Source organism: Leptotrichia sp. HMT-225 (genome assembly GCF_030644325.1).
Classification (GTDB): domain Bacteria; phylum Fusobacteriota; class Fusobacteriia; order Fusobacteriales; family Leptotrichiaceae; genus Leptotrichia; species Leptotrichia massiliensis.
Map to the genome: position 1 here is coordinate 785,675 of NZ_CP130323.1, position 26,186 is coordinate 811,860.

Consider the following 26,186-nt stretch of genomic DNA (forward strand, 5'->3'; position numbering starts at 1 on the left):
AATTTTATTTTTTTAATTTATTTTTGTATTTAACATAATAAAACCACTTTAAAATTCGATTCAAAAATCATCATTATTTTACTCAAATTGAAATTTGATTTTTATTGATTTAAGTTTATTTTAGAAAGTTTCTTTTGTAATTTCAATTTCGCTGTATAATTTATTTACTAAATCTTTTTCTGCAAGTCCATAGGAATAAGCTGTTGCACTTCCCGAAGCGACTGCCAGCCTAAATGAATCTTCTGGAGAAAGCCCTTTTACAAATCCAGCAATAAATCCTGCAACCATAGAGTCTCCCGCTCCGATTGAATTAATTAGCTGCCCTTTTGGAACTGATGCTTCCAGTACAAAGTCTTTGTTTACAAGCAATGCACCTTCGCCACCTCTGGAAAGAATAACATTTTTTACACCTTTGTCCAAAAAGAATTTACATTTTTCCACAATTTCAGCTTTTGTTTCCAATTTTTCGTTAAACATTTCCCTTAGTTCGTGAATGTTTGGTTTTACAAAAAGGTTGTTGTGAATATTGTCCTGCAGTAAGTTTCCTCTTGTGTCAAGAACAATTTCCACATTGGCTTTCACATTTTCAGATAATTCTTTGTAAATTTTGCTACTAACTGAAGCAGGGATGCTTCCTGAAAGTACAAGAATATCTCCATCTTTCAAATCAGAAATTTTGCTAGTCAGTTCCTGCAATTTTTGAGATGTAATTTCTGGTGAAACTCCTGTAAGTTCGGTTTCCTTGTCGTTTCCATTAACTTTTACATTAATTCTAGTATTTCCTTCAAGTTCCACAAATTCAGATTTAATGTTATCTTTTTGCAAATCTCTAATAATAAAATCTCCAACAAATCCAGCCACAAAGCCGATTGCTGTAGATTCCACATCCAGATTTTTCAATACTTTTGAAACATTAATTCCTTTTCCACCAGCTCTGTAATTAACTTCATGGGCAAGATTCAGATGTTCAGGCTGTAAATCATCTTTCAGATACATGTCATAATCCAACGCTGGATTCAGTGTTAATGTGTAAATCATAATTTTCCTCCTTAAAATTAAACATTATTTCCCATTTATTTATATCATTTGAGACTTAAAATGTCAAATTAATTAATTGTCTATTTTTTCTGATTGACAATTTAGAAATTTCTATGTATAATAAATTTGGTTGTTGAAAAAGTAAATTAATTTTTTATCTATAAGATGAAATAAAATTATGCGAGTGTGGTGGAATGGTAGACACGCTATCTTGAGGGGGTAGTGGCAGTAGCCGTATGGGTTCAAGTCCCATCATTCGCACCATAAAACCCCACACAAAATAGTGGGTTAGTTCAGTAATATCAGCACTTCTAAAGGTTGATATTTTTTTCAATAATTTTTTATTAAGTTAATTATAAAATAGAAATACTGCGAGTGTGATGAAATTGGTAGACATGCTATTTTCAGAGGGTAGTGGCAGTAGCCGTACGGGTTCGACTCCCGTCACTCGCACCACTAATAAATATATTAAAAAAATCACAGTTATTACAGTTAGCTGTGGTTTTATTTTTTATGATCGTAAAAATTATTATGTGAATTTTTTGGAAATTATAAGGTAAAATGTTTAAATCTGTGCTACAATGTTATCAATATTATAAAAACATAAATTTTTTAATTAAAATTTTACATAAGGAGAAAAGTATGGAGCAAACTGAAACATTAATAAAAATTAATAATCTTGTTACAAGTTTTCGGATAAAAGATGAATATTTTCCCGCTGTGGATAATGTTTCGCTGGAACTTAGAAGAAATGAGATACTTGCGATAGTGGGGGAGTCAGGATGTGGAAAAAGTACGCTTGCAACTTCAATTATTGGACTGCATAATCCGATTAATACGAAATTGACAGGGGAAATCAATTTTGAAGGGGAAAATTTGGTAGAAATTGATGAAGAAGAATACAATAAAATTAGAGGAAATAAAATTGGCATGATATTTCAAGATCCTCTATCGGCTTTAAATCCACTTATGAGAATAGGAGAGCAAATTGAAGAAGGAATGATTTATCATACAAAATTGTCTAAAACTGAAAGAGAAGCCAGAATGCTGGAATTACTAGAGAATGTAGGAATAAAAAATCCAAAACGTGTAGCAAGACAATTTCCGCACGAATTATCTGGAGGAATGCGTCAAAGAGTAATGATTGCAATAGCACTTTCATGTAAGCCTGAAATTATTATAGCTGATGAGCCGACAACAGCATTGGACGTTACAATACAGGCACAAATATTGGATTTACTAAAAACTTTGCAAAGTGAAATAAACGCTGGGATTATCCTGATTACACATGATTTGGGCGTTGTTGCTGAAATGGCAGACAGAGTGGCAGTAATGTATGCTGGAGAAATTGTAGAAATCGCAAACGTAAATGATTTGTTCAATAATCCAAAACATCCCTACACAAGATCTCTGCTAAATTCAATCCCGCAACTTGACACAGAAACAGAAAAATTACACGTAATTCAAGGAATTGTTCCGTCGCTAACCAAATTAGAAAGAACAGGCTGTCGTTTTTCTCAAAGAATTCCTTGGATAAAGGAAAGTGAACACGAAAAAAATCCAACATTGCATGAAGTGGAAAAAGAGCATTTTGTGAGATGTACTTGCTGGAAAAATTTTCATTTTGAAAAATAAATCAATCTATTGGAAAGATTAATTTATATTTTCATCTCTTAAATAGTAAATTTAGTATAAAATTTTTCAACAAATAATAAATCGACGGAGCTTTTATTTGTTCAACTACGACTGTTTGACGACTATAAGGAGGAGTTTCGGAGTTGGGCAAATAAAAGTCGTAGTCTAGCCATAGGTTCAGGATTTGCGGCAATGAGCAATCCTGCGAAAAAAGAAAAAAACATATTAAAAATAGTAAGAACTATTATTAAACAAAGTAATTTAATACTAAATCCCATTAGAAAATAGAAACTATGCTAAAATAACTATTATTATGAAATAAAGGGAAATGGTGATTGATTTCCCTTGCTTTATAAAAATAAAAATTATAGATAAAATAATTATTAATTAAAATAAATTAAAATCAAAATGAGAAATTATAGTTTTAATTTAGAATTTGAGTTATTGAATATTTTGGAAGGAAGGAATAAACAAAAATATGAGTTTTATTGAAGTGAAAGACTTGAAGGTTCATTATCCTATTCGTGGGGGCTTTTTCAATAAGGTAATTGACCATGTGTATGCTGTGGATGGTGTCAGTTTGACTATTGAAGAAGGGAAGACTTATGGACTTGTGGGGGAGTCGGGGTCTGGAAAGTCTACGATTGGGAAAGCGATAATTGGGCTGGAGAAGATCAAAAGCGGAAAGATTATTTATGAAGGTAAGGAAATTGATAGGAAGTTTCGGAATAGAAGAAGTGAATATAATAGAAATGTGCAGATGATTTTTCAAGATTCATTATCTAGTTTAAATCCTAAGAAGAGAGTGCTTGACTTGATTTCTGAGCCTTTGAGAAATTTTGAGGATTTGACTTTAGATGAGGAAAAGAGGAAGGTGTCCGAACTGCTGGAAATTGTAGGGATTAATAGAGAAGATATTTATAAATATCCACATGAATTTTCTGGTGGACAGAGACAGAGGCTGGGAATTGCACGGGCTGTTGCTACAAAGCCTAAATTGATTATTGCAGATGAGCCTGTATCGGCACTTGATTTATCGGTTCAGGCACAAGTTTTGAATTATATGAAGGATATTCAGGAGCAGTTTGGGCTTAGTTATCTTTTTATTTCTCACGATTTGGGAGTTGTAAAGCATATGTGCGATTATATGTTTATAATGTATCGTGGAAGATTTGTGGAAACTGGGACAAAAAATGATATTTATAAAAATCCTGAACATTTTTACACAAAACGCCTAATTGCTGCAATTCCAGAAGTACATCCTGAAAAAAGGCTGGAAAATAAGAAAAGACGATTAGAAATTGAAAAGGAATATTTGAAAAATGAAAAAAAATATTATGATGAAAATGGGCGTGTCTTTGATTTAAAAAATTTAACAGATACCCATTTTGTCGCTATTAAAGATGAAATAATGCAAAATAACGGAAAAGGGGGGAAATAATCAATGTGGAAAACAGTTTTACGAAGAATTTTGGTTATGATACCGCAACTATTTATACTTAGCCTATTAATCTTCATTTTGGCAAAACTTATGCCGGGAGATCCGTTTACAGGACTGATTACGCCACAGACTGATCCTGCGGTACTTGAAGAATTGCGAAGAAAGGCAGGATTGCTGGATCCTTGGCATGTTCAGTATGTGAGATGGCTAAAAAATGCCGTTTCTGGAAATTTGGGAATGAGCTACACTTATAATGTCCCTGTAAAGACGCTTATTGGAGAACGGGCAGTAAACACGTTTATTTTGTCGCTGCTTAGCCTTATTTTGACATATTGTATTGCAATACCGCTTGGAATGCTTGCTGGACGTTATCAGAACTCATTTCTTGATAAATTTGTCACATTTTATAATTATGTAAGCTATGCGATTCCGACTTTTGTGCTTTCGCTTATAATGATTTGGTTTTTTGGATATACGCTTGGATGGTTTCCAACAACTGGATCGGTGACAGCTGGACTTAGTACGGGCACTTTTGGGCATATTTTGGACAGGATTTATCACATTATATTGCCTGCAATTACGTATGCATTGCTGGGAACAACTTGGATTGTGCAGTATTTGAGAAATGAAGTAATTGACGCTAAGAATCTGGATTATGTGAAAACGGCGAAAAGTAAAGGAGTACCTGAAAATAAAGTTTATTCAAGACACATTTTTAGAAATTCGATTTTACCAATTGCGGCGTTTTTTGGTTATTCGATAACAGGGCTTCTGGGAGGTTCGATTTTTATTGAAAAAATATTCAGTTATCCTGGAATGGGAGGACTGTTTGTAAATTCAATTATAACACGAGATTACAGCGTTGTAACAGCATTAATACTGCTGTTTGGATTTTTAACATTGCTTGGAAGTTTGCTTTCAGATATTATTCTTAGCATTGTTGATCCTAGAATTAGAATAGAGTAGGTGGTGAAAAAATGTCTAATAATGAAATTTTAAAGAAAAATAATGAAAAAGCAGAAAATTTTGATGAAATTAAGAAAAGCAGCAAGCCGACTGGAATTAGTGTTATTGTAAGAGAGATTTTAAAAGATAAATTGGCACTTGCTTCACTTATTATTCTTGTAATTCTTTTTGGAATAATTTTTATTGGATCGCTTTTTGCAAATCAAGAGGAAATTATGAAAATAAGCCTTTTAGATAAATATGCCATTCCTATGAAAGAGGGATTTTGGCTAGGCTCTGACTCTGGAGGGCGTTCAATATTGGGGCAGTTGATACTAGGTGCTAGAAACTCGATTATTATTGGTTTTACAATAACGATTTTAACATCGGGAATTGGGATATTTTTTGGACTTATTGCAGGATATTATGGAAAATGGGTGGATAATGTAATTATGAGAATTATCGATTTTATTACAATTTTGCCTACACTTATGATAATTATTGTGTTTGTTACTATTGTTCCAAAATACACGATAGCGACTTTTGTGCTGATAATGAGTGCGTTTTACTGGGTTGGGTCTGCAAGGCTGATTAGAAGTAAGGCGCTTGCAGAAAGTCAGAAAGATTATATTTTGGCTTCAAAGACTATGGGAACAAAGGATTTTACGATAATTTTCAGGGAAATACTGCCTAACTTGAGTTCAATTATAATTGTGGAATTGACATTAGGATTTGCTGGAAATATTGGAATTGAAACAGGACTTAGTTTTCTTGGCTTTGGATTACCGCTTTCTACTCCGAGCCTTGGGACTTTGGTTGGTTATGCAGCAGATCCAGAAGTATTGTCAACAAAATTATGGATTTGGCTTCCAGCGTCAATATTGATTTTAATTATGATGCTATGTATTAATTATGTCGGACAGGCTTTAAACAGAGCGGCTGACGCAAAACAGAGAAGAGGATAAAACTAAAAAAGGAGAACAGTATGAAAAAATGGAAATTAATAATCACGTTTCTTGTATTAATATTTGTAGTTTCGTGTAATCCAGGTAAAAAGAGAAGCGAAATGCCAGGTGCAAAACTGAATTTATCATTGTTTCCAGAAAAAACCTCAAATAATGAGCCTGCGATAGAAGGTGGGACTTTACAAGTGGCGTTAGTAAAGGATGATCCGTTGGTTGGAGTTTTTAATGAAACATTTTATTCTGATGGTTACGATGGTGAGATTATCTCAATGTTTTTAAGCTCGGGTATATTTGAAGTGGATGAAAATTTTGAAATAACAGATACAGGAGTGACTACTCTTACAGTTGATGCAAAAAATAAAAAAGCTACAATAAAAATAAAAGATGGTGTGAAGTGGTCTGATGGACAGCCTCTGACTGCTGATGACATTATTTTTCCCTATGAAATTGTAGGACATAAAGATTATACAGGAGTTCGATATACTGAAGAAAGTCAAAAGATTGTTGGAATGAAGGAATATCACAATGGGAAAGCCCCAAATATTTCAGGTATAAAAAAAATAGATGATAAAACAGTGGAAATTTCATTTTTGCAGCTGGGACAAAGTATTTATACAGTTGCAAACGGACTGGTTGGAAATGCACTACCAAAACACTATTTGAAAGGAATTCCAATAAAAGAATTGATTTCATCGGATAAAATTAGAATGAAACCAGTAACATTGGGACCATATAATTTAACAAAAGTTTCACGTGGAGAAAGTCTAGAATTTACAGCAAATCCTTATTATTACAAAGGAAAACCAAAAATTGAAAAGGCAATAGTGCAAGTAGTAAATTCACAATCTATAGTGGCGGCATTAAAAGCTGGGAAATATGATTTTGTAATTAGCATGCCTGATTCTCTTTACAATAACTACAAGGATTTTAAAAATATAGAAACATTAGGACAGCAGGATTTGTATTATTCGTATTTGGCCTTTAAGCTGGGGCATTATGACAAAGCAAAAGGAGAAAATGTGACAGATCCAAATGCCAAGATGTCGGATTTAAGATTACGTCAAGCTCTTGTGTATGCGATAAATGTTGAGGAAATAGCACAGGCATTTTATTTTGGATTAAGGCAGGAAGCAACTTCAGCAATACCTCCCGTTTTCAAAAAATATTTTCCAAAGGACTTGAAAGGTTATCCGTATAATCCTGAAAAAGCAAAACAGCTGCTGGATGAAGCGGGATACAAGGATGTAAATGGAGATGGAATCCGTGAAGATAAAAATGGAAAGCCTTTTGAAATAAAGATGGCATTTATGGCAGGAGGCGATGTAGCAGAACCGCTTGCTCAAAACTACATTCAAAGCTGGAAAAAAATAGGGATAAAAGCAGTTCTTACATCGGGAAGATTGCTAGCTTTTCAGAATTTTTACGAAAAAGTGCAGGGAGATTCTAAAGATATAGATGTATTCTTTGGAGCTTGGGGAGTTGGAACAAGTCTAGATCCAACTGGATCAGCAGGAAGAAAATCCCAGCTTAACCTTTCTCGTTTTGTATCGGAGGAAAATGACAGATTAATAGATGCAATTTTAGGAGAAAGATCATTAACAGTTCCAAATTATAAAGTAGAAGCATACAAAAACTGGCAAAAATACTATATTGGACAAGCGGCAGAAGTTCCGTTGATGTATAGATACAAACTTTATCCAGTAAATAAAAGGCTAAAAAATGTTTACATTGGATATGATTCGTCAAAAAAAGATGAAGGGATTCATAAGTGGGAATTAACGGCTATTACTCCAATGAGATAGTTTTTTACAGGATTTTATATAACTTTATTTTCTTTTATAAATAAAAATAAAATAAATAATAAAAAATGTAAGGGCATGATAATAACTGTGCCCTTACTTTAAAATATAATATAAAAATTTAAAATTTGGTTTGATTTTGAGATGGTTTTATTGTGGTTTAGAGATAGGTTAAAACAAAATGAAGATTATATATTTTTCAATACTATTTTCAACATTTCATCATTTATATCTTCTATTGTTCTCAAATTGTCTTTATTAACACATGAAATTACATTCCAGCTGTATTTTTCTGATAAATCTTTAGCAACTTCGTATGCATTTTTCAAATAATTTTTGTCCTTTTCATGAATATCTTTCTCTTTTTCACCAGTTATTTTATTTTCTCTATCTTTCATAAGTTTTTGACTAAATTCAAAAGGAATGTCTAGAAAAAATACAATATCTGGTTTTGGTATTTGAATTTTACTCCATTCCAAATCTATTAACCAATCCAAATATTTTTCACGTTCAGATTTTTCTAGAATTTTCGGAATTTGATGAATCATATTTGAAATAGTGTATCTGTCACTAATTACAATTCCACCATTATTGTAAAATTCTTCCCATTCTGTCTTAAACGAAGCGAATCTATCAACTGAATAAAGTACGGAAGCCGCGTAAGCATTCACACTTTCAGCTGTTTTTCCAAATTCACCTGCAAGATACATTTTTACTGGTTCAGAGGACCTGCTTTCATAATTTGGAAAGGATATTTTTTTTACATTATTTTCACCTTTTATTTCTTTTAATTTCTTGCATAGTAATTCTGTTTGTGTTTGTTTTCCACTTCCATCTGTACCTTCAATAATTATTAATTTTCCCATTTCTAATTTCCTTGTTTATTTATGTTTAACTGTATTTTTATTTTATAAATTTTATTTTTCATTGTCTAGTATTGAAACAGAACGATGAGCAACAGAAGTTATAACTTCATTAAACTGTAATATTCCCACACTCAAAAATATTGCTACAGCCAAATGTTCCCCTTCTCTTGCCAGCCCAATTTTCCCACCAACACTAAGCCCATTTATAATCGCTTCAATTTGACTCATTGCCTCTCGCATTGCACCAATTACTGCACCATCGTGAGCATGCACATCCTGAATCAGATTATTTCGTTTTGCTGCTATTAATGCACTTTCAATAAATTTAAAACGAGACTGAGGCATTGCACCACCAACATTTACAGCAGCAGTTTTTATCCCAATTTTTCTGTAGTCTTGCATTAATTTTTTTTCTTCATCTCTTGAAGAAATCGCCATTTTTAATGCTGTTCTGCATATTTCTACACTTTTATTATTTTCTTCCATTTTTGGAATCTCCTTAAAGATATATTTTTTTATTTAAATTAATCATTTAGTTTTTTCATTTATTAGCAATTCCACAGCTTCTACATATCCTTCCTTACCTTTACCATAAATCTGGGCAATACAAGCAGGTGCTGTAACTGAAGTTTTTCTAAAAGCTTCTCTTTCGTGAATATTACTTAAATGTACTTCTACAGTTGGAATTAATATTGATTTTATTGCATCAAAAATTGCATAGCTGTAATGAGTATAAGCTCCAGGATTTATTACAATTCCATCAAAGTTTCTGAAATATGCTGACTGTAAAAAATCAATAATTTTTCCTTCAGAATTTGATTGCAAAATATCTATTCTTACTTTTTTATCAGAAAATTTATCTTTTATATAGCTGCAAATACTTTCATAATCATCATTTCCATAAATATCCTTTTCTCTAATTCCCAAAAAGTTTAAGTTAGGACCATTTATAATCATTATTTTTTTCATTTTTTATTTGCCATCCTTATTTTTTATTTTAAAGTTTCCCTTTTAAAGCAGTAATTATTCTATCAACAATTATACTCATATCATCATTATTTTTTATAATAATATCCGAATATTTTTTATACAAGTCTATTCTTTCATCGTATAATTTCTGAATATTATTAATATCTTGTAAAAGAGGGCGATGTTTATGGTTTTCTTTAGAAATATCATTAATTTCCCTATTTAGAAATATTACAATTCCATTTTTTTTCAAAATATCAATATTTTCTTTCTTTTTAACAGCTCCACCGCCTGTTGAAATTATAAGACCTTCTTTTTCCGATAATTCCTTCAAATATTTAGTTTCAAGATTTCGAAAATATTCTTCCCCCTCATTTGAGAAAATATCTGAAATAATACGATTTTCCTTTTCTTCCAAATATTTATCTGTATCCAAAAGTGGATAACCAATTTTTTTGGATAGCCAATATCCAATCGTACTTTTTCCACAGGCAGGCATTCCAATTAATACAATATTTTTCATAAATTATTTACCTTTTCTTTATGTTTTTTGTTTTCAAAATTACATTCTTTTAAACTGATTTTCGCTTTCTACATACTCATAACCAGCTTCACTAAATTTGTTTAGAAGCCAATCTTTATCAACGCCGTAATAATTTATCAAATCATTCAAATCTAAAAATTCATCTCGTAATTTCATATTTATAAGGCTATAAAGCAGCATTATATCTTGTGTCTCAAAATTTATCATTTTTTCTCCTAATTTTTATAATTTTACAAAATTATTTTCACTTTCGATTCGTCATTTTCATCAATATTTTCAATTATAACATTTTTACTTGTATCTGAAAATAAAGTATAATATTCATTTCCACGTTTTTCCAAAAAATCTCCAATTCTTACATTTTCTGTACCGAGATTTCCAACAACTTCGTAAACTTCATTATAAATTGTTTCCAAAAATCCAATATCAAAAATTGTAAATAATTGTGGTTCATTGTCTATTCTGAAAAATGCTTTTTCAGGAACGATGAAATACAATGTTGACTCATAACCCATATTTATTCCAAAGATGATATGTCCACGGTGTTCTAGCTCATAATTTACAATTGAGTACAAAATATCAACAAGAGATTCATCATATTCCAGCTCTTTTGAACGGATACTTTCCCAATTTATATTTAAATCATCAGGATTTATGCCTTTTTTTATAAGTAAGTTTCTAAATCCTTCAGTATAGCCTTTTGCCATAAATTTGTAAAAATAGCTGTCAGAATATTTTATTAAATATTGGTAATAAAAGTCTGAAAAAGTAGCAATTTTATTTTCACTGTTTTCATCACTCAGAAATTCTTCACCAAAATATTTTTTTACAGTTTCTTCAGGCTCGAATAAATATTCTCTTCTAGCTTCTACGTATTTCAAAAAATTATCTGAATTTAGCACTTCCGCAGCAAAATCGTCAAGTTCATTATAAACAGATAAGTCAAGATGTTTAGTTTTATCAGCTAAGTTTATGTATTTTCGATCCTTCAAGATTTTGTTTTCTTCCTCTATTGGATTTTCTAAAGTATAAACTTTCTCATCTTTTTCCTCACTTACATTTTTAACATCTTCATTGTTGTTAAAGTTTTTTTCACTCATTTTGGCTCCTTCCGATTTTTAACTTTTTATTTATTAATTTATTTTTCTTCTTTTTTTTCAATTGATTGAATTATAAATTTAATATTTGATATATTTTCAAATTTTACTATTTTTTTCAATTTTTCCTTATTGCCATACGACAATGAAGAAGTGTTAATATAATCATCAAACCATTTGTCATAGTTATTATACAATTTTCTAAGTTTTTTTAGGCTTGATTTTGAAGCAGCTGCAGCCTTTTTCATTTCTTTTCCTTCAGTTCCTCTTACATCCAGTAGTCTTTCCAGTTTATCGTATTCTTCATCTACAATTGTTTGCATTTTACTAGATAGCATTTTTTTGTACTCTTCTTTATCAATTTTATCCCCTGTACTGTATAAGTAATCATAAATTGCGTTTATATTCTCATCTACAGTTTTTGGATCTTTTTCAGCTTCAAGATAAGTATTCATATTTAAGTTAAATGTTTCCAAAAGTAAGTAATTATTAGTGTACGCATACGACTGAAATTCTCCTGTATCAGCCAAAAAGGCTCCAAATGCATTTTGTAAAAATTTTCGATATTCCAAAACATAATCGCTATAATATGCATACATTGTTCTAAAGTTAGAACGTCGATTTCCCGAAAGTCTTGCAAACTCCTTGTCAAAATATGCACGGTTTTCATTATATAAATTTGTCATTACTTCTGTATAAGTTGAATTTGCAACAGCCGTCTTATCTTTGGAGGAATTAAAATTTTTATCAAAAATCACTTTCTGTCTTTCATTTCCTGCATCAATAATTTCCTTATTTGTTCGTGCAAAACTAATACTTGCAAGAACTAATATTCCCAATATTATTTTTTTAAACATCAAATTTTCCTTTCTTCTAAACTCTCTTTTATTTATATAATTTTTTTGATAATTTTTTATGAATTTCTTTTAAAATTTCTGATCCATATTCTTCATTATGCCAAATTTCTTCAGACTTTATTGCTTGTGAAATAAGCATCGTAAGTCCATTTGCAACTTTTATGCCCTTTAACTTGTACTTTCTCATAAGTACAGTTTCTTCTGGGTTATAGACAATGTCTACCACTGCATTCGCATTAATGAAATCTTTTTTCCCAATAGGACAATTGTCAACTGCTGGATACATTCCGACCGGAGTACAGTTTACAATTAATTCAATATCCCGTAATGATGAAATTGTTGAATAATGAATTAATCTATCCTGTGTTCTAGTTTTAAATGGGTCATTTTCAATAATTGTAGCAAGATAAACATTTTCTGCACCACTGTCAATTAATCCAGCGTAAATAGCTTTTGAAGCTCCTCCAGTTCCAAGCACAAGCACTTTTTTACCATTCACATCAATGTCATTTAATTCCAGCGTTTTCAAAAATCCAAAGTAATCAGAATTATCTCCAATCAGTTTCCCATCCCTTAATGTAATTGTATTCACTGCACCAATCTTCTTAGCAGTTTCTGATACTTCATCCAAATATTTAATAACTTCCAGTTTATACGGAATTGTAACATTAATCCCATTAAATTCCCCATTTCTCACACTTTCCAGTAATTCTTCAATTTCATCAATCTCCCTTTCAATCATTTTATAGCTAGCTTTTTTTCCAGTCAGCTCAAAAAAGATTTCATGAATTTCTTTTGAATAACTATGTCCCAATTTTTCTCCTAATAATCCATATTTTTCCATATTTTCCTCTTTTCCACATAATTAAACTTTCAAACTATCCAATTCTTCTGCTGTTAATTCCCGATATTCCCCCAATTTTAAATTTTCATCTAGCAAAAGATTTCCCATTTTCATCCGTTTCAAATAAAGAACTTCATTATTAACAGCTTTAAACATTCTCTTTACCTGATGAAACTTCCCTTCAGAAATTGTTATATATGCCAAATATTCATTGTTTTCACTATTATTACAAATTATTTCGACTTTTGCGTTTTTGGTTATAAAATTTTCTTCTAATTTTATTCCATTTTCAAGCGTTTTTATGTCCTCTTCAGTAAGAGGATTGGCAATTTTTACATAATATTTTTTATCTACATGCTTTTTTGGAGAAAGTAAATTATGCGACAAAATTCCATCATTTGTAAGTAAGAGCAGACCTTCTGTATCAATATCCAGCCGTCCAACTGGAAAAATATCATAAGTTCTGTACTCATCGTTTAACAAGTCAATAACAGTTCTGTGATGATTGTCTTCCGTTGCGGAAATCACTCCAGCGGGCTTATTCATCATAATGTAGACAAATGGCTTGTAATAAATAATGTTATCTTCATATTTTACAATATCTTTTTCTTCATCAATCTGAATTTTTCCATCTTTTACAAAAGCATCATTAACACTTATTTTCTTATTTTTCAGTATTTCCTTGACTTCTTTCCTTGTTCCAATTCCTGAATTTGCCAAAAATTTATCCAATCTCATTTCGCACTCAGACTCCTTCAAAATTAATCTTATTACCTCAAAATGTAAATAAACACATATTTTGAAACAAATAATACAACTTTTGCGTTTAATCTTAATTTATCGCGTTTTTTTATATTTTCAAATTATATAATTTGTAATTTCCCAAAATTTGTAAGTAATTTGATTTTTCTCTCATTTCCTCAAGTGCCATTTTTACATTCTCGTCAGCCATATTACCTTCAAAATCAATATAAAAATAATATTCCCAAGGTTTATTCACCCTCGGACGTGATTTTAGATTTACCATATTCAGCCCATATTTATAAAATATCTGCAGTAACTCTATTAAGGCCCCTGATTCATTCTTTGCACTCGTTACAATACTAATTTTATCGCTTCCGTCAATTACAATGCTCTCATTTGAAATCACAAAAAATCTTGTATAATTTTCCTCTTCGTTATTGATATTTTGTTTCAATAGTTCTAAATCGTACATTTCTTTTGTTTTCATATTTGCTATACAAGCGTTTTCCTTTTGTTTTTTTGACGCAATATATTTTCCGCTAATTGCAGTATTTGTCATTCGATTAAGATGCCATTCGTATTTTGACAAAAATTCTGAACATTGCATAAAAGCCTGTTCGTGAGAATAAACATTCTTTATATCTTCGATTTTGCTTCCTTTTACACCAAGCAAGTTGTGTGAAATCTTATGTCTGACTTCTCCGATTATGTGGATATTTTTTGTATTTATCAAGTCAATGCTGTCCCGCACTTCTCCAACGATAGAATTTTCTATCGGCAATATTGCAAGATCAATTTGATTAGTATGCACAGCTTCTACTAAATCCTTATGTGAATCAAAATGAAAGATATTTTTATTTTCTTCAATATTGGAAAAATTTGAATTTTTGTTATTTTTGAGCAAGTTCATAAGCACTTCGTAAGCATAAGAACCTGGTACTCCAGTATATCCCAGTTTTTTATTTTCCAATTCCAAATCATTCACATATTTAGTAGAAATCCCAATTTTAAACTTTTGGTACTCTTTGCTGGAATTCATAATATCTTTTAAAATACGTTCAATATAATGATTTAGCTCTTTATTTTTAACTCTTTCCAGATTCTTTTTAACAACTTCCTTTTCCCTTTCCTCATCAAAAATTTTCTTTCCAGTATTTTTTTTAAATTGTGCCACTTCCTGTACAATATACAGCCTTTCCTCAAGTAATTCTACAAGCTGTCTATCCAGTTTGTCTATTCTTTCTCGAATTTCTCCTAAATCCAAATTTTTATTTATATCCATTCATAATACCTTTTTCTTCTATAAAAATAATTTATTTTTATTATAACACAGCTTTTTTAATTTTTCTTTAGAGTATATTTGAAATTAAATTATTTATTATAGCAATAAATAAATATTTTTCTACCTTAGTATAAATTATACTAGAATAAACTCGAAAAATCAAGGAAAATAAAAAAAGGGGCATTTCTAAAATTAATTAAAAATAACTCCTTTTTTATTAAATCATATTTTATTTTTTAGATTAATCTTCTATATAATCTTGAATTTCAACTGGCTCAATATTCCAAATTTCTTTTGCATATTCGGCAATTGTTCTGTCTGAACTGAATTTACCTGCATTTGCAATATTTTTAAGAGCTTTTCTAGTCCATTCTCTTTTATCTTTGAAGGCATTTTGAAGCCTATCTTGTGCTTCTCTATATGATGCGAAATCTTTTAATAGGAAATATACATCCGGACGAGAACCATCTACTCCGTATAATAATGAATTTTGTAATTCTCTGAAGATTCCTGTATGGTTATCGTCATAAGTTCCATCACCTAACTGATCCACAACTTTTTTAAGTCCTTCTACGCTGTTATATTCGTCAAATGGATTATACCCTCCATGTGCTTGATAATTTTCAACTTCCTGTGCAGAAAGTCCAAAGATAAAGGCATTATCAAGTCCAACTTCTTCAACGATTTCAACATTTGCTCCATCCATTGTTCCAAGAGTTAATGCACCGTTTAGCATAAATTTCATATTACCAGTTCCAGATGCTTCCTTACTTGCTGTAGAAATTTGTTCTGATACATCTGCTGATGGGAATATTTTTTCTGCAAGTGAAACTCTATAGTTTTCAAGGAATACAACTTTGATTTTCCCATTAATGTCGCTGTCATTATTCACTTTTTCTGCAACGGCATTGATTAATTTGATAATTCCTTTTGCTCGTCTATATCCAGCAGCTGATTTTGCTCCAAAAATAAATGTTCTTGGTTCAACATCCAAATATGGATTTTCTTTTAATCTGTTGTACAAGTCCATAATATGAAGTACATTTAACAGCTGTCTTTTATACTCGTGCAGTCTTTTAACTTGAATATCAAAGATAGAATGAGGATTTACTTCAATTCCTGTAGTATCTTTTATATATTTAGCCAATTTTTCTTTATTATGCAATTTGATTTCAGAAACTCTGTTTAATATGTTGTCATCATCTAAGTATTGCTCCAATTTTTTAAGTTCGTATAAGTCTGTAACCCACTTGTCTCCAATTAACTCTGTAATTAATGCTGCTAATTCAGGATTTGCTTTTAGTAGCCATCTTCTTTGAGTAATTCCATTTGTTTTATTTAGGAATTTTTCAGGATATAATTCATTCCATTCTTTTAATTCACTGTTTTTAAGAATTTCTGTATGCAGTGCTGCAACTCCGTTTACTTTGTGCGATCCTACGATTGCAAGCCATGCCATTCTAACTTGTCCATTTCCAATGATTGACATTTTGTTGATTCTTTCCCAATCTCCTGGATATTTTTGCTGCAATTCTGCGATAAATCTTCTGTTAATTTCTTCAATAATTTGGTAAGCTCTTGGCAATAATGGCTGGAATAGTGAAATATCCCATTTTTCCAATGCTTCTGATAAAATTGTATGGTTTGTGTAAGCAAATACATTTTTACAAATATTCCAAGATTCATCCCATCCTAATTTTTCCTTATCCAAGAAAATTCTCATTAATTCAGGAATTGCAACTACTGGGTGAGTGTCATTTAACTGAATCGCAACTTTGTCTGCAAATTTAGAAAAATCGTTTCCAAATACAGATTTATATCTTCTAATAATATCTTGCAATGAAGCAGACGTAAAGAAGAATTGTTGTTTTAATCTTAATTGTTTTCCATCTTTTTCAGTATCATTTGGATATAATACTCTTGAAATATCTTCAGCTTGAACTGCTTTTGCAGACGCTTGTAAATAAGTTTGATCGTTGAATAATTTTAGGTCAAATCCTTCAGGTGATCTTGCTTCCCATAATCTTAATGTGTTTACAGTATCATTTCCATAACCGATTACTGGTACATCATAAGCTACAGCGTGAACTGTTTCAGTATTTACACGTTTAAAGTATTCTTTTCCAAATTCATCACGGTGAACTTCAATTTGTCCACCAAATTTTACATCAAAAATTCTGTCCATTCTTTTGATTGACCAAGGGTCTCCGTATTTAGTCCAGTCATCTGGATATTCTATTTGGAATCCATTTTCAATTTTTTGTTCGAACATTCCATATTTATATCTAAGACCATATCCAAGCCCTGGTAATTTTAATGTTGCAAGTGAGTCAAGAAAACATGCGGCAAGCCTTCCAAGTCCTCCGTTTCCAAGTCCTGCATCCATTTCACGATCTTCAATTCTGTTAATGTCTATACCTAATTCATTTAATGTTTCCTTAATAATATCGTTAATTTGTAAATTAATCAGGTTATTTCCCATAAATCTTCCCATTAGAAATTCTGCTGAGAAGTAATATATTTGTTTTACCTGTTTTTTAGCATACGTCTTTTTAGTATTATACCATTTTTCCACCGCATAATCTAAAGCTGCCCTTGAAATTGCATAATATAATTCAAATTCATGGGCTTCCTCAAGGGTTTTTCCATATTGTCTTCTCAGTTTCCTAAGAATACTTCCCTTTAATTCAGCTTTATCAATTTTCATATTGCCTCCTAAATATTTTTTTTCACCTCAACTGTACCACTTTTTTAGTATTATTTCAATACTTTTTTTATAAAATTAATATCATTTAACCATTATTTTAATTTTATATAATAAAATATACTTATTTTTTTTATAAAAATTCGTAAAACTTCAAGTATTTTTCAATAAATTGTGAAAGATATAAAATAAAATATATAAAAAGAAATCAAATTGTGATATAATATTGTTTGGAATATAATAACAAATAAGGAGAGGGTATAATGGCTAGAAAAAAAGCTGAAGAAAAAGAAAAAGAAGATAAAGGATTAAGCGAAAGAGAGAAAATGCTTAATTTGGCACTGAAACAAATTGAAAAGGATTATGGTGAAGGTGCTATAATGAAACTTGGTGAAAATCAAAAAATGAATATTAGGGCTATTTCTACAGGAAGTTTGAATTTGGATATAGCACTTGGGATTGGTGGAGTACCAAGAGGAAGAATTGTTGAAATTTATGGAGCAGAGTCATCTGGAAAAACAACACTTGCACTTCATATTATTGCGGAAGCTCAGAAAGCTGGAGGAACTGTAGCATTTATAGATGCGGAACATGCTTTGGATCCAGTTTATGCAAAGGCTCTCGGAGTAAATATTGATGAATTGTTAATTTCGCAACCTGATACTGGAGAACAGGCGCTTGAAATATCAGATATGCTTGTAAGAAGTGGGGCAATGGATGTAATTGTTGTGGATTCGGTTGCAGCACTTGTTCCAAAAGCTGAGATTGAAGGAGAAATGGGAGATCAGCAAATGGGACTTCAAGCAAGACTTATGTCAAAAGCACTTAGAAAATTGACAGGAAATATTTCAAAATCTGATACAGTTATGATTTTTATTAACCAAATAAGAGAAAAAATTGGTGGATTCTCATTTGTTCCAGGAGTACAGACAACGACTTCGGGAGGACGTGCATTAAAATTCTTTTCAACTGTAAGAATGGAAGTAAAAAGAGTAGGTTCTGTTAAACAGGGAGATGACGTTATTGGAAGTGAAGTTGTAGTAAAAGTTACAAAAAATAAGGTTGCACCACCATTTAAAGAAGCTAAATTTAATGTTATGTATGGAACTGGAATTTCTAAAATTGGGGAAGTACTTGATGCAGCGATTAATCTTGGAATTGCTTCAAAAAGTGGAGCATGGTTCAGTTATGGCGATGAACGTTTAGGACAGGGTCGTGTAAATGTTGAAAATATGCTGAAGGAAAACAAAGAAGTATATGGAAGACTTGAAAAGCAAGTGTTTGATGCTATTCGACCAAAACAGGAAACAGAACAATTAAAAATTGTAGAAACTGTTGAAGTTGAAAATGCTGAAAGTGAAGAAGCGGAAAATAATGAAGATTAATAAAATTTATCGTAATAAAATATATCTTGATACTGAGGAAATTATGGATATAAGTCCTCTTATTAGTCAAAAATATGATTTGAAGGTAAATGACAGTATTGAGAGGTTTTATGATGAGATTTCGTATGAAGCCTCTCTTGAAAAAGGTATTTTTCTGATTTCATTAAAAGACAGGACAAAAAAGGAAGTACGGTTAAAGCTGGAAGAAAAATTTTGGAATAAGAACGCAGTTTTAAAGGCAATAGAAAAGCTGGAGGAATTTGGGTATCTGAATGACCTAAACTATGCGATTTCATACATTGAAAGCAAAACTTATGGAAAAAATCGTATTTCTTACAATCTTTTTCAAAAGGGAATTGACAGAAGTACAGTTGAAAAAGCGTATTTGACTTTGGATGAGGAAAAAGAAGAAAATATTGATGATGTAAAACTGAAAAAATTAATTGATAAAAATAGTAGAAAAATCAATTCAAGCAACAGTCGGGATGAAAAGAAACTGAAGGAAGAGCAGAAACTTATACAATATTTGGCAAGGCAAGGTTTTTCTCTTGATAAAATTTTTAAAAAGTTAAAAGAGTACAAGGAAAATTACTAATAAGCAGTAAGGGAGGAAAAGAACATGAGAACAATATTTTACCATCTTGTATTAGTCGGAACTTTTATTTATGGAAGTTTTGTTCATATATGGTATCTAATATTCAACAAAGGCGAAAAAAGATATAGATACGTGTGCAAAGTAGCCAAAAACTGGGGTAAAAATCTAATCTGGGGAGCTGGAAGCAAAGTAAATGTTATTTACAAAAATGGCAGTGAGGAAGAAATAAAAAGAATACGAGACACAAACGAAGCAGTTATATTAATTTCAAATCATCAAAGTAATATTGATATTCCAGTATTGCTTGGATATTTACCACTTGACTTTTCATTTATAGCAAAGAAGGAAATGAAAAAATGGCCTGCAATAGGACGTTGGATGCGTTCCTTTGACTGTATATTTTTAGATAGAAAAAATGCACGGCAAGGAATGAAGGATATGAAAGATGCTATAAGTAAAATAAAAAAAGGGCATTCTTATGTGATTTTTCCTGAAGGAAGCAGAAGCGAAGATGGTACAATAGGTGAGTTTAAAAAAGGAAGTTTCAAACTTGCAACAGATACAAATGCCAGAATTTTGCCAATTACAATTGTTGGAACTTATGAAGTGCAAAGTCGTAAAAGTTTAAAGGTAACGTCAAACAAGGATATAAAAATTATTGTTGATAAGCCAGTAGACTTGAAAACTATGTCAAGAGAAGAAAAAAAAGAAGTTCACAATATTGTAAATAAAATTATAAAAGATAACTATAATGAATACAAATGTTAAGTAGGGGATAATTTAATACTCCCCTGTTTATTGTGATTTATTTTTATAAAAAAGCACAGGATTAAATAATTAGGAATAAATTTAGGAGAAGTTATTTTATACAAAAAGGAAAGTGATGAGATGAAAGTATTATTAGCAACGAAAAACAAAGGGAAAATAAAAGACTTTGAAAAATTGACTGAGGGAATGGATTTGGAAGTTGTAACAATTTTAGATGGATTAGAGATTCCTGATGTTGTGGAGGATGGAGAAACTTTTGAGGAAAACTCTCAGAAAAAAGCAAAGGAAATTGCAGAATATACTAATATTATAACAGTTTCTGATGATTCAGGACTTTGTGTAGATGCTTTGGATGGAGCACCGGGAGTTTATTCGGCGAGATTTGGAGGAAAAAATGCAACTGACAGCGAAAAGAACCAAAAAATGCTGGAACTTCTGAAGGATGTGAAGAAAGAAAATAGAAAAGCACATTTTGTATCTGTTGTAAGTATTGCATTTCCAAATGGGGAAATTCATTCATTTCGTGGAGAAATAGAAGGAGAGATTTTGTTTGAAGCAAGAGGTAACAATGGATTTGGCTACAATCCAATTTTTTATTCGTATGAGCTAGGAAAATCATTTGGAGAAGCAGATGACGAAGAAAGAAAAAGTGTGAGCCATCGGGCAAGAGCATTTAGAAAGCTCATTGCATCAGGACTTTTGGAAGAAAAATAATATGCTGGTAAATTTGAAAATAAATAAAGAAAATCTAATAAAAAATCTACAGAAAATCCGTTCAATAAATCAAAATATCATTTGTGTAATTAAAGATAATGCTTATGGACTTGGAATTGAAAATATTTTTCCAATATTGCTAGAGAATAACTGTAATTACTTTGCGGTGGCGTATATTGAGGAAGCAATAAAAATTGAAGAAATTCTAAAAAATTTTGAAAAAGAAAAAAAAATAAACTTTTCGGAAAATAGAAAAATAAAGATAATGGCACTTAATTATATTGAGCCTAAAAATTTAAAATATGTGATAGAAAATAATGTTGAACTTACAATTTTCAATTTTTCACAATTATCTGATTACTTAAAAATTTTGGATAAATCCTTTGAAAATACAGTTTTGAAAATCCATATAAAAGTAAACAGTGGAATGAACAGGCTTGGATTTAATGAAAATGAAATTTTGGAATTAATTGAAAAAATAAAAAAATATGAAATGAATTCTAAAAATAATAAATTGGAAATAATCTCTATTTTTTCTCATATTTCAGATGCGGAAAATCAAATTGAAACTGAAAAGCAAGTTGAGAAATATCAAAATATTTTAAAAATATTTGACGAAAATAATATAAAATATCGTTATAGACATTTACAGGCAAGCCCATTACTCTTTAAATATGGACAAAAATACAATTATGATTTTGCACGGGTAGGAATGGCACTTTATGGAATGGAGCCTTTATCTTATGATGTGCGATTATTAGATGTTATAACAGTAAAGTCGCAAATTATAAACATAAGAAATGTGAAAAAAAATGATAAAATTTCCTATGGAAGTAAAGGCATTGTAAACAGAGACTCTAAAATAGGCATTGTATCAATAGGCTATGCACATGGATTTCAAAAGCAAATTGAAAATTCAGAAGAAGCGTATGTCTTGGTAAATGGACAGAAGGCAAAAATTATTGGAGAAATTTGTATGGATATGATTTTTGTTGATTTAACGGACATAGAAAATGTGGAAGTAAATGATGAAGTTGTAATTGTTGGAAGTCAGAAGAATATTGAAAATGGAATTACCAAGAGAATAACGTTGAGGCAAGTGGCAAAGTGGGCTGGGACAATACAGGATGATGTGCTGACTAAGTTTTCGGGAATAAAAAAAACAGTAGATTGATTTTATTTAAATCTTTTTACTGTTTTTTAGTTTTTGAATTTTTAAAAATTATAGGCTCTAAAAAAATATGAAAAAAAATAATTATCACAATAATAAATATCAAAGGGTTTATTTTATAAGCACGGTAAAAATTACCCTTTATCAATTGTATAAATGCTGTTGTTAAACCTTCACTCCAATAATGAATATGTAATGGTTTTAAAACAAATCCAATTGGTGACGGTATTTTAAAATAATATCTTATAGAAATTATAAATACAAGTGATATGTACAAAATAAGATTGTTTTTATGATAATTAAATAATAATTTAAAGTATTTTTTCATATTGATTTCCAATTGTATTGAATTAGTTTATTATGTAAACATTTTAAATCTTAAAAAATTTACACATTAAATTAAACGATAGGTAAAGAGTTAGAAACTAATTTGTAGTTAAATTCTCTAGTTCTATTCATAACTAAAAACCAGTCAACGATAGTCCAAATACCGCATCCACCAGCAGTTAATAATTTTATTATACCTAATCCAATTTCTTTTAGAAGAAATCTATCAATACCCCAAGAACCAAGAAAAAGTGATAAAAGTAGCATTATCATAGGATCTTTTAATTGAATTCCTTGAATTGCGTTGAACTGATTTTGTGAAAGTTTAGATAATCTTGCTTTAAGTTCATTTATTGAATCTTCTGGAAAAAATTTAGCATTCGCCATAATGTATTGTTGTACAAAATCAGGGTTAATTCTATCTGATTGCGGATTAGTAATATCATTCATAACAAATTCCTCCTTTAATAAATTATGAATTAATTATACAATATAATTTTAGTGAATGCAATAAAAATTTTAATTTTAGAGAAGTAAAGGAATTATACGCACGAATTTAAAAAGCAAATTGGAAACGAAATTACTATTGAGGCAATTGGCGAAGTGGGCTGGGAAAATGCAGGATAATGTATTGACTAAGTTTTCGAAAATAAAAAACAATAGATTAATTTAATTTATAGCTTTTTACTATTTTATCGCATTTTATAATATATTTCTTTTTAAATAGTGAAAATCAAAACAAAAAAAATTATGAAACTAAAGTTGTTTTTTACAAGATTATTGTATAATTATATTTCTATTTTTCAAACGGTAAGTGGTCTACTATAATAAAACTATAAATGAAGTTAATGAAAATTGCAATTTTAATAAAAATAAGATATAATTAATAAAATAATCTAAAAAATGGAGGCTGTTTTTATGGCAATAGCAATTGTAGAAAATAATGGTTTGAGAAAAGAAGTAAAATTAGGATTCTCATGGACGACATTTTTTTTTGGATGGCTTGTGCCTTTATTTAGAGGTGATAAGGAGGAGGCGATTATGTTTTTGATAACTGGATTTTTAGCGGGAATTATCGGCAGTTTTACTTTTGGACTTGCAACAATCGGATACCGTGTTTTTATTGCATTAAAATATAATCGAATGTATGCAAAAACTCTAATTGAAAAAGGATGGGAACCAGCAAGCGAAAATGACAAACAGCTATTGATTTCAAATGGTGTAATTATGACTAGCAGCAACGAATAATATTATTACAAATAATAAAAATATGACTCAAGAAATTGTATTAACTTATAATTACTTGAGTTTTTTATTTATTATAAAGTTAATGAAATTAGTAAAATAATATCAAAAGTTAGTGATAATTTAGCTGGTTGTTTAATATTATACGTATAAATATTAAAAAAATTATATATATTCATAAATTCTTTAACTAGAACATTGAAAAAAGATGTAAAAAATTGTAAAATAAATTATAAGTAAAAAAATATAAAGAAAGTAGGGAAAGTAAATGGATTTAAACAAATATGAAACGCTTAAAGAGAGATTTTTGAAATATGTTAAAATTGAGACTAGGTCCGATGAGAAAAGTGAGAGCATCCCATCCACACCAACACAGCTTGAGTTTGCCAAAATGCTTGTAAAAGAGCTGGAAGAAATTGGGATGGAAGATGTGTATGTGAACGAAAATTGCTTTGTTAATGCAACTTTGAAAAGTAATGTTGATAAAGATGTCAAAACTATTGGATTTATTGCACATATGGATACTGCTGATTTTAATGCAGTTAATGTAAATCCACAGATTGTGGAAAACTATGATGGGAAAGATATTATTTTGAATAAGGAACAAAATATTGTCCTATCTGCCGATGAATTTCCAAATTTAAAGGAATATGTTGGAAAAACTGTAATTACTACTGATGGAACAACTCTTTTAGGGGCTGACGACAAGGCTGGAGTTGTGGAAATTATTGAGGCTATGAAATATTTGATTAACCATCCAGAAATCAAGCACGGAACGGTAAAAATAGCGTTTGGGCCTGATGAGGAAATTGGGCGTGGAGCGGATAACTTTAATGTAGATGAATTTGGAGCGGATTTTGCTTATACAATGGATGGTGGACCAGTTGGAGAACTTGAATACGAAAGTTTTAACGCAGCTGGAGCTGTATTTAAAATAAAAGGAAAAAGCGTTCATCCAGGAACAGCCAAAGGAAAAATGATAAATGCAAGTTTAATAGCAGGAGAAATTATAAATAGTTTCCCAGCAGATGAAGTGCCTGAAAAGACAGAAGGATATGAAGGATTTTATTTTCTTGAAAAAATCCGTGCAAATTGTGAAGACGCTGAATTATCATATATTTTGAGGGATCACGACAGACAGAAGTTTGAAGAAAAAAAGAAATTTGCTGAAAATGTTGCAAAAAAAATTAATGAAAAATACAAAAAAGAATTAGCAACAGTTGAAATAAAGGATCAATATTACAACATGGGCGAAATCATAAAGAATCACATGGAAATCGTAGAAATAGCAAAAAAAGCAATGGAAAACCTTGAAATAAAACCAATAATCAAGCCAATCCGTGGAGGAACAGACGGCTCAAAAATCTCATTCATGGGACTTCCTACGCCAAATATTTTCGCAGGTGGGGAAAATTTTCATGGGAAATACGAATTTGTAGCACTTGAGAGTATGATTCTAGCAACTGATGTAATTGTGGAGATTGTAAGATTGAACGCTGAAGGAGAGTAAAAAAATGCGAAAGGCGGCATTAAAAACTTATCTGTATGAAATAATTTTTATATTAGTTTATAAATTAAGCATGGATATATTTTTGAGAGTGTCTTATTTTGTATATTTTTTATTATGGATATTGTCAGTAATAATAATGATATATTTATTTCCGTATTTAATACTACTTTTGATAGGAAATCATTATTTATTTGTTAAATTAGATCCTAAAAAATATATTTTAATAGTAGAAAAAATGTACAAAATTTTTAAAATTAATATTATGAAAGATTTTAACAGAATTAATTTATCAGTTTGTTATTGGCTGCTAAACGAGAAAGAAAAAGCGTTAAAGTATTTAAATGAAATAAAAATAACTAGATTAACGTTGCCAATAATAAAATATTGCTACTATAGAAATTTAATGGAATATAAATATTTTATGGGAGAAAAAGAGGAAGCAAGAAAAATATTTGATGAAAATTTTAGAAAAAGTGGAGAAAAACTTGAAATAGGGATTATGTTGGATTATGAAAATAATCCGCAACAGAAAATTATTGAATTTGAAAAGCTATTGAAAGGGAAAAGAAAATTGTATCAAATAGAGATAAAGTTCAATTTAGCTAAAACATATGAAGAAATTGGAAATTTTGAAAAAGCAAAAGAGTTATATAAAGAAGTGGCTGAAAAAGGGAATAAACTTTATATGGGTAAAATTGCACAGGAGAAAATTTTGGAACTAAGTTAATAGAAGGAGTGATT

At 30.3% G+C, this 26,186-nt stretch carries 27 protein-coding genes and 2 tRNA genes; 15 read left to right on the forward strand and 14 right to left on the reverse strand.

Annotated elements, in window-relative coordinates; genetic code table 11:
- Nucleotides 1–120: 120 nt before the first annotated feature.
- Nucleotides 121–1,038, reverse strand: coding sequence for a 1-phosphofructokinase (pfkB, locus tag QU666_RS03915; protein ID WP_021770196.1), 918 nt, complete (start codon nt 1,036–1,038; stop codon nt 121–123).
- Nucleotides 1,039–1,218: 180 nt separating this feature from the next.
- On the opposite strand from pfkB, the gene QU666_RS03920 reads away from it, so the two are divergent.
- From QU666_RS03920 to QU666_RS03950, 7 genes are all read left to right on the forward strand, one after another.
- Nucleotides 1,219–1,302 (forward strand) — tRNA-Leu (locus tag QU666_RS03920).
- A 107-nt stretch (nt 1,303–1,409) separates the two neighbouring features.
- Nucleotides 1,410–1,494: transfer RNA gene (locus tag QU666_RS03925), tRNA-Leu, on the forward strand.
- 186 nt (nt 1,495–1,680) lie between these two features.
- Nucleotides 1,681–2,673 (forward strand): ABC transporter ATP-binding protein, encoded by a 993-nt coding sequence (locus QU666_RS03930; RefSeq protein ID WP_036071925.1) that lies wholly within the window; start codon nt 1,681–1,683, stop codon nt 2,671–2,673.
- A gap of 478 nt (nt 2,674–3,151) precedes the next feature.
- Nucleotides 3,152–4,114 (forward strand): ATP-binding cassette domain-containing protein, encoded by a 963-nt coding sequence (locus QU666_RS03935; RefSeq protein WP_021770198.1) that lies wholly within the window; start codon nt 3,152–3,154, stop codon nt 4,112–4,114.
- 3 nt (nt 4,115–4,117) lie between these two features.
- On the forward strand, nt 4,118–5,080 hold the full coding sequence (gene opp4B, locus QU666_RS03940) for an oligopeptide ABC transporter permease (RefSeq protein WP_021770199.1): 963 nt from the start codon (nt 4,118–4,120) through the stop codon (nt 5,078–5,080).
- Between the two features lie 11 nt (nt 5,081–5,091).
- Nucleotides 5,092–6,024 (forward strand): ABC transporter permease, encoded by a 933-nt coding sequence (locus QU666_RS03945; RefSeq protein WP_021770200.1) that lies wholly within the window; start codon nt 5,092–5,094, stop codon nt 6,022–6,024.
- Nucleotides 6,025–6,044: 20 nt separating this feature from the next.
- Nucleotides 6,045–7,826 (forward strand): oligopeptide ABC transporter substrate-binding protein, encoded by a 1,782-nt coding sequence (locus QU666_RS03950; RefSeq protein WP_021770201.1) that lies wholly within the window; start codon nt 6,045–6,047, stop codon nt 7,824–7,826.
- Between the two features lie 185 nt (nt 7,827–8,011).
- Here QU666_RS03950 and QU666_RS03955 read toward each other — a convergent pair whose 3' ends face one another.
- The 11 genes from QU666_RS03955 to QU666_RS04005 form a co-directional block, all read right to left on the reverse strand.
- Nucleotides 8,012–8,689: a hypothetical protein gene (locus QU666_RS03955; protein ID WP_021770202.1), complete on the reverse strand. Its 678-nt coding sequence runs from the start codon at nt 8,687–8,689 to the stop codon at nt 8,012–8,014.
- Nucleotides 8,690–8,740: 51 nt separating this feature from the next.
- Nucleotides 8,741–9,175: a HutP family protein gene (locus QU666_RS03960; RefSeq protein ID WP_021770203.1), complete on the reverse strand. Its 435-nt coding sequence runs from the start codon at nt 9,173–9,175 to the stop codon at nt 8,741–8,743.
- Between the two features lie 42 nt (nt 9,176–9,217).
- On the reverse strand, nt 9,218–9,658 hold the full coding sequence (aroQ, locus tag QU666_RS03965) for a type II 3-dehydroquinate dehydratase (RefSeq protein ID WP_021770204.1): 441 nt from the start codon (nt 9,656–9,658) through the stop codon (nt 9,218–9,220).
- Nucleotides 9,659–9,686: 28 nt separating this feature from the next.
- Nucleotides 9,687–10,181 carry a shikimate kinase gene (locus QU666_RS03970; protein WP_021770205.1) on the reverse strand — a complete coding sequence of 165 codons (495 nt, stop codon included), beginning with the start codon at nt 10,179–10,181 and terminating at the stop codon, nt 9,687–9,689.
- 39 nt (nt 10,182–10,220) lie between these two features.
- Entirely contained in the window at nt 10,221–10,409 is a 189-nt protein-coding gene (locus QU666_RS03975) for a DUF4250 domain-containing protein (RefSeq protein ID WP_021770206.1), read from the reverse strand.
- Nucleotides 10,410–10,432: 23 nt separating this feature from the next.
- The gene (locus tag QU666_RS03980; protein WP_021770207.1) at nt 10,433–11,302 is read right to left on the reverse strand and encodes a hypothetical protein; all 870 of its coding nucleotides are present in this window, start codon (nt 11,300–11,302) and stop codon (nt 10,433–10,435) included.
- A 38-nt stretch (nt 11,303–11,340) separates the two neighbouring features.
- Nucleotides 11,341–12,156 carry a hypothetical protein gene (locus QU666_RS03985; RefSeq protein WP_021770208.1) on the reverse strand — a complete coding sequence of 272 codons (816 nt, stop codon included), beginning with the start codon at nt 12,154–12,156 and terminating at the stop codon, nt 11,341–11,343.
- 28 nt (nt 12,157–12,184) lie between these two features.
- Nucleotides 12,185–13,000, reverse strand: coding sequence for a shikimate dehydrogenase (gene aroE / locus QU666_RS03990; protein ID WP_021770209.1), 816 nt, complete (start codon nt 12,998–13,000; stop codon nt 12,185–12,187).
- Between the two features lie 21 nt (nt 13,001–13,021).
- Entirely contained in the window at nt 13,022–13,738 is a 717-nt protein-coding gene (locus QU666_RS03995) for a pseudouridine synthase (protein ID WP_021770210.1), read from the reverse strand.
- A 112-nt stretch (nt 13,739–13,850) separates the two neighbouring features.
- Nucleotides 13,851–15,026, reverse strand: coding sequence for a chorismate mutase (locus QU666_RS04000; RefSeq protein WP_021770211.1), 1,176 nt, complete (start codon nt 15,024–15,026; stop codon nt 13,851–13,853).
- 241 nt (nt 15,027–15,267) lie between these two features.
- A complete protein-coding gene (locus QU666_RS04005; protein ID WP_021770212.1) occupies nt 15,268–17,733 on the reverse strand; it encodes a glycogen/starch/alpha-glucan phosphorylase in 2,466 nt (821 codons plus the stop codon).
- A gap of 260 nt (nt 17,734–17,993) precedes the next feature.
- On the opposite strand from QU666_RS04005, the gene recA reads away from it, so the two are divergent.
- From recA to alr, 5 genes are all read left to right on the forward strand, one after another.
- Nucleotides 17,994–19,115 carry a recombinase RecA gene (gene recA, locus QU666_RS04010; protein ID WP_021770213.1) on the forward strand — a complete coding sequence of 374 codons (1,122 nt, stop codon included), beginning with the start codon at nt 17,994–17,996 and terminating at the stop codon, nt 19,113–19,115.
- Entirely contained in the window at nt 19,105–19,710 is a 606-nt protein-coding gene (locus tag QU666_RS04015; protein ID WP_021770214.1) for a regulatory protein RecX, read from the forward strand. The genes recA and QU666_RS04015 overlap by 11 nt, the downstream gene beginning before the upstream one ends.
- 24 nt (nt 19,711–19,734) lie before the next feature.
- The gene (locus QU666_RS04020) at nt 19,735–20,478 is read left to right on the forward strand and encodes a 1-acyl-sn-glycerol-3-phosphate acyltransferase (protein WP_021770215.1); all 744 of its coding nucleotides are present in this window, start codon (nt 19,735–19,737) and stop codon (nt 20,476–20,478) included.
- 120 nt (nt 20,479–20,598) lie between these two features.
- Nucleotides 20,599–21,192 carry an XTP/dITP diphosphatase gene (locus QU666_RS04025; RefSeq protein ID WP_021770216.1) on the forward strand — a complete coding sequence of 198 codons (594 nt, stop codon included), beginning with the start codon at nt 20,599–20,601 and terminating at the stop codon, nt 21,190–21,192.
- 1 nt (nt 21,193) lies between these two features.
- Nucleotides 21,194–22,366, forward strand: coding sequence for an alanine racemase (gene alr / locus QU666_RS04030; protein ID WP_036071930.1), 1,173 nt, complete (start codon nt 21,194–21,196; stop codon nt 22,364–22,366).
- 16 nt (nt 22,367–22,382) lie between these two features.
- On the opposite strand, the gene QU666_RS11775 is transcribed toward alr, so the two are convergent.
- Together QU666_RS11775 and QU666_RS04035 are read right to left on the reverse strand one after the other, a co-directional pair.
- Nucleotides 22,383–22,691: a DUF2752 domain-containing protein gene (locus QU666_RS11775; RefSeq protein WP_021770218.1), complete on the reverse strand. Its 309-nt coding sequence runs from the start codon at nt 22,689–22,691 to the stop codon at nt 22,383–22,385.
- A gap of 71 nt (nt 22,692–22,762) precedes the next feature.
- Nucleotides 22,763–23,140 carry a TM2 domain-containing protein gene (locus QU666_RS04035; protein WP_021770219.1) on the reverse strand — a complete coding sequence of 126 codons (378 nt, stop codon included), beginning with the start codon at nt 23,138–23,140 and terminating at the stop codon, nt 22,763–22,765.
- Between the two features lie 468 nt (nt 23,141–23,608).
- Here QU666_RS04035 and QU666_RS04040 point away from each other — a divergent pair, with 468 nt between their 5' ends.
- The 3 genes from QU666_RS04040 to QU666_RS04050 all read left to right on the forward strand — a co-directional run bounded on the left by QU666_RS04040 (nt 23,609) and on the right by QU666_RS04050 (nt 26,172).
- Nucleotides 23,609–23,938, forward strand: a complete 330-nt coding sequence (locus tag QU666_RS04040) for a hypothetical protein (RefSeq protein WP_036071933.1) — start codon at nt 23,609–23,611, stop codon at nt 23,936–23,938.
- 265 nt (nt 23,939–24,203) lie between these two features.
- Nucleotides 24,204–25,445, forward strand: a complete 1,242-nt coding sequence (pepT, locus tag QU666_RS04045; protein ID WP_021770221.1) for a peptidase T — start codon at nt 24,204–24,206, stop codon at nt 25,443–25,445.
- 4 nt (nt 25,446–25,449) lie between these two features.
- On the forward strand, nt 25,450–26,172 hold the full coding sequence (locus QU666_RS04050; protein ID WP_021770222.1) for a tetratricopeptide repeat protein: 723 nt from the start codon (nt 25,450–25,452) through the stop codon (nt 26,170–26,172).
- Nucleotides 26,173–26,186 lie beyond the last annotated feature (14 nt).

Coding starts and splice junctions, on each gene's coding strand:
- QU666_RS03960 (WP_021770203.1), bottom strand. CDS start 9,175: ATGGAAGAAAATAATAAAAGTGTAGAAATATGCAGAACAGCATTAAAA.
- QU666_RS04020 (WP_021770215.1), top strand. CDS start 19,735: ATGAGAACAATATTTTACCATCTTGTATTAGTCGGAACTTTTATTTAT.
- QU666_RS04015 (WP_021770214.1), top strand. CDS start 19,105: ATGAAGATTAATAAAATTTATCGTAATAAAATATATCTTGATACTGAG.
- QU666_RS03995 (WP_021770210.1), bottom strand. CDS start 13,738: ATGAGATTGGATAAATTTTTGGCAAATTCAGGAATTGGAACAAGGAAA.
- opp4B (WP_021770199.1), top strand. CDS start 4,118: ATGTGGAAAACAGTTTTACGAAGAATTTTGGTTATGATACCGCAACTA.
- QU666_RS03955 (WP_021770202.1), bottom strand. CDS start 8,689: ATGGGAAAATTAATAATTATTGAAGGTACAGATGGAAGTGGAAAACAA.
- QU666_RS04000 (WP_021770211.1), bottom strand. CDS start 15,026: ATGGATATAAATAAAAATTTGGATTTAGGAGAAATTCGAGAAAGAATA.
- QU666_RS04005 (WP_021770212.1), bottom strand. CDS start 17,733: ATGAAAATTGATAAAGCTGAATTAAAGGGAAGTATTCTTAGGAAACTG.
- aroQ (WP_021770204.1), bottom strand. CDS start 9,658: ATGAAAAAAATAATGATTATAAATGGTCCTAACTTAAACTTTTTGGGA.
- QU666_RS03945 (WP_021770200.1), top strand. CDS start 5,092: ATGTCTAATAATGAAATTTTAAAGAAAAATAATGAAAAAGCAGAAAAT.
- QU666_RS04040 (WP_036071933.1), top strand. CDS start 23,609: ATGGCAATAGCAATTGTAGAAAATAATGGTTTGAGAAAAGAAGTAAAA.
- pfkB (WP_021770196.1), bottom strand. CDS start 1,038: ATGATTTACACATTAACACTGAATCCAGCGTTGGATTATGACATGTAT.
- QU666_RS11775 (WP_021770218.1), bottom strand. CDS start 22,691: ATGAAAAAATACTTTAAATTATTATTTAATTATCATAAAAACAATCTT.
- alr (WP_036071930.1), top strand. CDS start 21,194: ATGCTGGTAAATTTGAAAATAAATAAAGAAAATCTAATAAAAAATCTA.
- QU666_RS03985 (WP_021770208.1), bottom strand. CDS start 12,156: ATGTTTAAAAAAATAATATTGGGAATATTAGTTCTTGCAAGTATTAGT.
- pepT (WP_021770221.1), top strand. CDS start 24,204: ATGGATTTAAACAAATATGAAACGCTTAAAGAGAGATTTTTGAAATAT.
- QU666_RS03970 (WP_021770205.1), bottom strand. CDS start 10,181: ATGAAAAATATTGTATTAATTGGAATGCCTGCCTGTGGAAAAAGTACG.
- QU666_RS04050 (WP_021770222.1), top strand. CDS start 25,450: ATGCGAAAGGCGGCATTAAAAACTTATCTGTATGAAATAATTTTTATA.
- QU666_RS04035 (WP_021770219.1), bottom strand. CDS start 23,140: ATGAATGATATTACTAATCCGCAATCAGATAGAATTAACCCTGATTTT.
- QU666_RS03975 (WP_021770206.1), bottom strand. CDS start 10,409: ATGATAAATTTTGAGACACAAGATATAATGCTGCTTTATAGCCTTATA.
- QU666_RS04025 (WP_021770216.1), top strand. CDS start 20,599: ATGAAAGTATTATTAGCAACGAAAAACAAAGGGAAAATAAAAGACTTT.
- QU666_RS03935 (WP_021770198.1), top strand. CDS start 3,152: ATGAGTTTTATTGAAGTGAAAGACTTGAAGGTTCATTATCCTATTCGT.
- recA (WP_021770213.1), top strand. CDS start 17,994: ATGGCTAGAAAAAAAGCTGAAGAAAAAGAAAAAGAAGATAAAGGATTA.
- QU666_RS03980 (WP_021770207.1), bottom strand. CDS start 11,302: ATGAGTGAAAAAAACTTTAACAACAATGAAGATGTTAAAAATGTAAGT.
- QU666_RS03950 (WP_021770201.1), top strand. CDS start 6,045: ATGAAAAAATGGAAATTAATAATCACGTTTCTTGTATTAATATTTGTA.
- QU666_RS03930 (WP_036071925.1), top strand. CDS start 1,681: ATGGAGCAAACTGAAACATTAATAAAAATTAATAATCTTGTTACAAGT.
- aroE (WP_021770209.1), bottom strand. CDS start 13,000: ATGGAAAAATATGGATTATTAGGAGAAAAATTGGGACATAGTTATTCA.